The sequence below is a fragment of the Paraburkholderia sp. SSBN10T genome (assembly GCF_056619545.1).
Genome location: NZ_JBWQQI010000014.1, coordinates 213,180 through 220,002, shown reverse-complemented (window position 1 = coordinate 220,002; position 6,823 = coordinate 213,180). Strand labels below are relative to the sequence as shown.

Genomic DNA, 6,823 nt, shown 5'->3' with positions numbered 1-6,823 from the left:
CCCCCCCCCCCCCCCCCCCCCCCCCCCCCCCCCCCCCCCAGGACCGTCGGCGGGTCAGGCGCCTAGCGCGTGAGTTCCTTCAGATAGAACAACGTTTCCACGCTCGGCAGCACCTGCTGGATGACACGGTTGAAGGTAGTCGAAGCAGCAGTGCCCACGTAGACCACATCCAGCGGCTGCAACTGGAACCTCGACGACAGCATGATCGAGTCGGGCTGAGTCATGTCGAGGCGGTACACCTCCGGATGCGTGGGGTTGTCCTTCATGCCGCGCATCACGTAGATCTGGCGAGGGTTCGCGTCGGTGTCGAGAATCCCGGTGGCCTGGGTGAGCGCGTCGGCGATCGTCAGACGGCCGCGCAGCATCGACACCGTGAGCGGCGCCTTCACCTCGCCCATCACGAACACGCGGCTATCCACCCGGTCAGGCACGTTGATGATGTCGCCCGCCTGCAGCATGACGTTCTGCGAGGTATCGCCGCGGTCGAGCAGCTTGTCGGCGTCGAGCACGTAGAGCTGGTTGTTGCGCGTGAGGCGCACGCGCTGGATATCGGCGGTTTCGCTGCTGCCGCCCGAACGCGTGATGGCATCGACCAGCGTCAGCGGCACGTCGCTGATCGCGAGCGGCCCCGGCGACTTCACTTCGCCCGTCACCTGCACTTTCTGGCTGCGGAACGACAGCACGCGCACGTCGACCTGCGGATTGCGGATGTACGGCACGAGGCGCGTGGACAGGTCGTTGCGGATATCGCCGACGGTGCGGCCCGCCACGTGCACGCGGCCCACGAACGGGAAGAAGATCGAGCCGTCGCTCGACACCGTCTGCCCGTACGGATCGGCCTGGCCCGGCAGCGCCGTGGTATACGGCTGCTGCACCGCGCCGGCGAGCGTCTGGGTGGTGTTGTCGCCGGTCGACAGCGTGCTGCCGTTAGGCGTCGTCAGTTCCGGGTGATCCCACACGGTGATGCCGAGAATGTCCTGCGGCTCCACGCGGTAGACGTATTGCGACCCATCGCCGTACTTGCCGGGCGGCAGTTTCTGCTGCTGCGCCGCGGCTTGCTGAGCCTGCTGCGCGACCAGTTCGGAGTCGATCAGATGCACCGGATAGGTTTCCGTGGGCTTCGTCTGCGAGTCCTCTTTCAACCGTGAGGTGTCCAGATAATTGCCGGGTCCGATGCAAGCTGACAGAAAAGGCGCCAGCAAAAGTGCAACAGTGAGATTTCGTTTCAGCATATCTTTTTCAGCCATTCCATGACCAGGTGTTCAATGAGCATGAGGCTCTCGCGATACTCGTTTTCCGCCCTGCCATGCGGGTCCACCACATCGGAGTCAGCCCACTTGCCGAGCGGAAAGACCTTGCCGCGCGAGGTCGGCTCGAGCGCCTCGACGTCCTTCACCTGGCGGTGTTCGGTGACGAGGATCAGATCCGCATCGCGCGCGAGCTGCGCGTTCAGACGCCGCGACTGGTGCATGCCGGGCGTGATGCCGCGCTCGGCGAGCAGGTGGCGCATCATCGGGTCCATCCCCCAGCCGTCGACGGCGCGGATGCCCGCCGAATGAAAGCGGATCGCGCGCCGTGCCGATCCTTCGGCGCCGAGAGCGCTGTGCTGGCGCGCCTTGAACAGCACTTCGGCTGCCGGCGAGCGGCAGACGTTGGCGTGACACACAATCAGAACGTTGGCGAACATAGGCGGACTCCCTTGCTGGAGGTCACTGCGTGGCGGCGGCGCCGGTCGGGCGGGCTGCGTGATTGGCGTGATTCGCAAGACCAGGCTGCATGGCCTGAACTGCCTGGCCCTGCACGGCGGCCCCGGCTGCGGCGCGCTGCGCGTACTGGCGGCCGATGGCGTGATACTCCACGCCTAGCTCCTGCATGGCTTCCGGTTCGTACAGGTTGCGGCCGTCGAAGATCAGCGGCGTTCGCAGATGCTGTTTGAGGCTGTCGAAATCGGGGCTCTTGAAGACTTTCCACTCGGTCAGGATCACCAGCGCATCGGCGCCGCGCGCCACGTCCATTTCTTCGCTTTCGAACGTGAGCCGCGCGTGCTGCTGCGGCGCGTCCTGCAGGTCGAGCGCGAAGACGCGTTTCGCCTCGTCGACCGCGACCGGATCGTAGGCTTTCACGCGCGCGCCGCGCTTGAGCAGTTCGGCGATCAGCGGCCGGCTCGGCGCTTCACGCATGTCGTCGGTGTTCGGCTTGAACGCCAGCCCCCAGACGCCGAACGTACGGCCCGACAGATCCTCGCCGAGACGGGCGACGATCTTGTGCGCGAGTATCTTCTTCTGCGTTTCATTGACGGCCTCCACTGCCTCCAGAATCCGCAAGCCCTGACGATGCTCGACGGCGGTGTTGATGAGCGCCTGCACGTCCTTCGGGAAGCACGAGCCGCCGTAGCCACAGCCCGCATAGAGGAAGTCGTAGCCGATGCGCGGGTCCGAGCCGATGCCGCGGCGCACCGCTTCGATGTCCGCGCCGACGCGGTCGGCCAGATTCGCCAGTTCGTTCATGAACGAGATGCGCGTGGCGAGCATCGCGTTGGCGGCGTACTTGGTGAACTCGGCCGAGCGCACGTCCATGTAGAGCGTGCGCTCGCGGTTGCGGTTGAACGGCGCATACACGCGCTTCATCAGCTCGCGGGCCTTCTCGCCGGGCACATCCTCGTCGCAGCCCAGCACGATGCGATCGGGGCGCGTGAAGTCTTCGACGGCCGCGCCCTCCTTGAGGAACTCCGGGTTCGACACCACCGAGAACATATGCTGCACGCCGCGCGCCGCCAGTTCTTCGGCGATCGCATTGCGCACCCGCACGGCGGTGCCCACCGGCACGGTCGACTTGTCGACGATCACCTTGAAGCCGGTCATGTGGCGGCCGATATTGCGCGCCGCCGCCAGCACGTACTGCAGATCGGCCGAGCCGTCTTCGTCGGACGGCGTGCCCACCGCGATGAACTGGATATCGCCGTGCGCCACGGCGGCGGCCACGTCGGTGGAAAACGTCAGGCGCCCGGCCTTGCGGTTGCGCGCAATGATCTCCTGCAGGCCCGGCTCATGGATCGGTACGCCGCCGTTGTTCAGCACGTCGATCTTGCGCTGATCGAGGTCGAGACAGAACACGTCGTTGCCGATGTCGGCCAGACACGCGCCCGTCACGAGACCCACATAGCCGCTACCAATGATCGTCACGTTCATGAATTACACCTCGGAGAGTTGAATGTTTCAGTAAGCGTTGCTGCCGACAAAGCCCTTCCACAGCGTCAGCACGACGATCTTGATGTCGAGCCAGAAGGTCCAGTTCTGCATGTAGTACAAATCGAGCTTGACGCGCCCCATCATCTTCTCGATGCGGTCGGTCTCGCCGCGAAAGCCGTTGATCTGCGCCCAGCCGGTGATGCCGGGCTTGATCCGGTAGCGGTGCATGTAGCCCTTCACCAGATCCTTGTAGATGTCGTCGTGTTCGAGCGCATGCGGACGCGGCCCCACCACCGACATCTCGCCACGCAGCACGTTGATGAACTGCGGCAGTTCGTCGAGACTGGTGCGGCGCAGGAACGCGCCCACCGCCGTGATGCGCGGGTCGCGCTTGGTGGCCTGAGTAACTTTGCCGGCCGTCTCGGCGTGCACCTTCATCGAGCGGAACTTGTAGATCTCGAACTGGTTGCCGTCGATGCCCTTGCGCTTCTGGCGGAAGAACACCGGTCCCGGCGACGACAGCTTCACCGCCACCGCAATCACCAGCATCAGCGGCGCCAGTGCGCTCAGTGCGCCGAACGCGAACAGCCGGTCGAAGATGCGCTTGGGCAGCACCCGCAGGTCGGTGATCGGCGAGGCCGCGAGATTGATCGCCGGCACGCCGAGCAGATCGACCATCGGCTGATTGAACAGCGTCAGGCTGCGCACGTCGGGAATGAAGCGGATGTTCACGAAGTCGTTGCGCAGCTCCATCACGAAGCGGTGAATCGTCTTTTCCTTCGAAATCGGCAAGGCCAGCCACAGTTCCTTGATGGCGCGGCCGCGCACCAGATTGATCATGGCGGAGAATTCGCGCTCCACCGGCACGCCTTCGACCGCTTGGTCCGCGTCCGGGTCCTGATACGGATCGATCGGCACGTCCTCGTCGTACACCACCACCGGACTGAAGCCTGCTTCGGGACGGCTGCGCATCTGCTCGATCAGGAACCTGCCGTACGGCGCGCCGCCCACGATCGCCACCGCCTTGTGATTGAAGCCCTCGCGGCGCAGCCCCTTGAGGATCGTGTAGACCAGCGTCTTGGTCACGATCAGCAGCACGATGGTGGCGGCGGCCCAATACAGCAGCCACAGCCGCGACAGCAGGTCCGAGCGGTGCAGGCTGAAGCTGATCAGCACGCCGGTGGTTTCCACCATCACCCAGCCGCCGCAGACGCGAAACAGCAGGTCCATCAGCGGCTTGCCGCGCCACGACTGATAGATCCCCAGCGCGGGAAAAAACACCACGACCAGCAGGCAATCGAACGCCAGCGAAATGCTCTGCATGTCGTCGAGCCACAGCCACTTGCCGTTATGCAGGGCGGCTGCGAGCACGGCGCCGAAAGCGACCATGGCGATGTCGATGATTCTCGATAGAACGCTCAGCATGCGCAGCACCCCAGTTCGTCAGTCAAGTTCTATCCGTGAAGTAGGCGGCCAGTTGCACCGCGGATAACGCACCGGCAACCGGCACTCAGGTTGCACATATCGCGCAATGGGCCATTAACGGTTGTTTCGCCAATCGCCCCCGCTTTCCGCTCAATTCGAAAAGCGTGAACCTTATGAGTGAATACCCGTACAGGCTAGATAAGGCGGTATTAAAAATCGCACTGCAAGATCGCAAAATATCTCAAAATGTATCGGTCAAAAGTGCTCTATTTTCCTTCGATTTTTTCGGCACTTTTTTCCTTTTCCAGCAGGTTTTGGCGTCCGCCCGACAACATCGGCCCCATGCTGCGCATGCTTATCGAGCAAAGCTTGCACGTAGCGAAATGTTTGCGTGTTGCCCCTTTTTTAAGCATCTCATCCGGATCAAGCATTTCGAATCATTCTTTGCCAATTATTTTTCTATTTTTCTGTTGCGTTGCAATAAAACAGAAATTATTCGATAGTTTTTTGCGCCTTTTCTTGAATACTTTTTTTGAACTTCTATTTAACGCGCTTTTATTGGCTATTTACGCCGTGATACAACTCGACGCACTCACCCAGCCCCGAGGAGTAGATCACCATGACAGCAACGGTCACGGCTTCCGTCGCCGACACCCGGCCCGGCGCCGCCGCATCACTGAAGGTCAAGCTGAAGGTTCATCCCGTCATCCTGGCGGGCGGCTCCGGCACCCGCCTGTGGCCGATGTCGCGTGAGCAATATCCGAAGCAACTGATCGGCTTGCTGGGCGCCGACTCGCTTCTGCAGTCCACCACCCGGCGTCTCGACGCGCTCGAGACCGGGCACCCGCTCGCCGATCAACTGATCGTGGTCGCCAACGAAGAGCACCGTTTCACCACCGCCGAACAACTGCGCACGAGCGGCAAGGCGAGCCGGCTGATTCTCGAACCGGCGGGCCGCGACACCGCACCGGCATTGACGGTGGCGGCGCTCTCGATTGCCGCGCAGGACGAGGACGGCATCATGGTGGTGATGCCCGCCGACCATGCGGTGACCGACATCGAAGCATTCCACGCCGCGGTCGCAGCCGGCGTCCGGCACGCCTACGAAGGTCACATCGTCACGATGGGTATCGTGCCGACGCACGCGGAGACCGGTTACGGCTACATTCGCCTCGGCGCCCCGCTCGACCGCGACGGCGCGCTCGATGCGCACCGGCTCGACCGCTTCGTCGAAAAACCGCACCTCGAGCTGGCGCAACGTTATGTGGAATCTCAGGAGTACTGGTGGAACAGCGGCATCTTCATCATGCGCGCCTCCACATGGCTCGCGGCAATCAGGCATTTTCAGCCGGGCATCTCCGAGGCCTGCGAAGCCGCGTATGCGGGCGGCAAGGCGGACGGCGATTTCTTCCGGCTGCAGCGCGAGGCCTTCAGCGCGTCGCCTTCGAACTCGATCGACTATGCGGTGATGGAGAAGCTCGGCAGCGCCCCGTCGGTCGCGACCGGCGTGGTCGTGCCGTTGCGCGCCGGCTGGTCGGACGTGGGTTCATGGGATGCGATCTGGCAGATCCTGCCGAAGGACGCGGACGACAACGTGGCGCGCGGCAATGTGATGTTCGAGGGCTCCGCCTCCACCTTCGCGCACTCCGAAGGACGCCTGATTGCCTGCGTCGGCACCCAGGATCTGGTGATCGTGGAAACCGCCGATGCCGTGCTGGTGGCCGATAAATCGCGGGTCCAGGACGTCAAGAAGATCGTCGGCCGGATTCGCGCCGAAGGCGGCGCACTGGCGGCGAACCATCGCAAGGTGCACCGCCCGTGGGGCCACTACGATTCCGTGGACAGCGGCGAGCGCTTCCAGGTGAAACGCATTGTCGTCAATCCGGGGGCGCGGCTCTCATTGCAGATGCATCATCACCGCGCGGAACACTGGATCGTCGTGCGCGGCACGGCGCTCGTCACACGCGGTGAAGAGCGTTTTATCGTCTCCGAAAACGAGTCGGCTTATATTCCGCTTGGGACAACTCACCGTCTCGAGAATCCCGGCAAGATGCCGCTGGAGATGATCGAGGTGCAGTCCGGCTCCTATCTCGGCGAAGACGATATCGTGCGCTTCGACGACACCTACGGACGGCAATGACCCCAACGGCGGTGACCTACCCACTGTTACTGCGAACCCTGCGGCGGGTGCTCCTGCCGGCCGCGGGTGG

Annotated in this window: 6 protein-coding genes; 1 reads left to right on the top strand and 5 read right to left on the bottom strand. The window is 63.3% G+C overall.

The genetic code is table 11. The features are described 5' to 3' along the window. Positions 1 to 62 precede the first annotated feature (62 nt). From AC1ECK_RS22080 to AC1ECK_RS22060, 5 genes are all read right to left on the bottom strand, one after another. Complete coding sequence (locus tag AC1ECK_RS22080) at positions 63 to 1,232, bottom strand: polysaccharide biosynthesis/export family protein (RefSeq protein WP_480322691.1); 1,170 nt, start codon at positions 1,230 to 1,232, stop codon at positions 63 to 65. After that, a complete protein-coding gene (locus tag AC1ECK_RS22075; protein ID WP_480322689.1) occupies positions 1,226 to 1,687 on the bottom strand; it encodes an arsenate reductase/protein-tyrosine-phosphatase family protein in 462 nt (153 codons plus the stop codon). The genes AC1ECK_RS22080 and AC1ECK_RS22075 overlap by 7 nt, the downstream gene beginning before the upstream one ends. A 22-nt stretch (positions 1,688 to 1,709) precedes the next feature. Beyond that, on the bottom strand, positions 1,710 to 3,188 hold the full coding sequence (locus AC1ECK_RS22070) for a UDP-glucose dehydrogenase family protein (protein ID WP_480322687.1): 1,479 nt from the start codon (positions 3,186 to 3,188) through the stop codon (positions 1,710 to 1,712). A 27-nt stretch (positions 3,189 to 3,215) separates the two neighbouring features. Next, complete coding sequence (locus tag AC1ECK_RS22065) at positions 3,216 to 4,613, bottom strand: undecaprenyl-phosphate glucose phosphotransferase (protein ID WP_480322685.1); 1,398 nt, start codon at positions 4,611 to 4,613, stop codon at positions 3,216 to 3,218. A gap of 266 nt (positions 4,614 to 4,879) precedes the next feature. Next, entirely contained in the window at positions 4,880 to 5,044 is a 165-nt protein-coding gene (locus tag AC1ECK_RS22060; protein WP_480322683.1) for a hypothetical protein, read from the bottom strand. A gap of 188 nt (positions 5,045 to 5,232) precedes the next feature. Here AC1ECK_RS22060 and AC1ECK_RS22055 point away from each other — a divergent pair, with 188 nt between their 5' ends. After that, positions 5,233 to 6,753 carry a mannose-1-phosphate guanylyltransferase/mannose-6-phosphate isomerase gene (locus AC1ECK_RS22055; RefSeq protein ID WP_480322681.1) on the top strand — a complete coding sequence of 507 codons (1,521 nt, stop codon included), beginning with the start codon at positions 5,233 to 5,235 and terminating at the stop codon, positions 6,751 to 6,753. Positions 6,754 to 6,823: the final 70 nt, after the last annotated feature.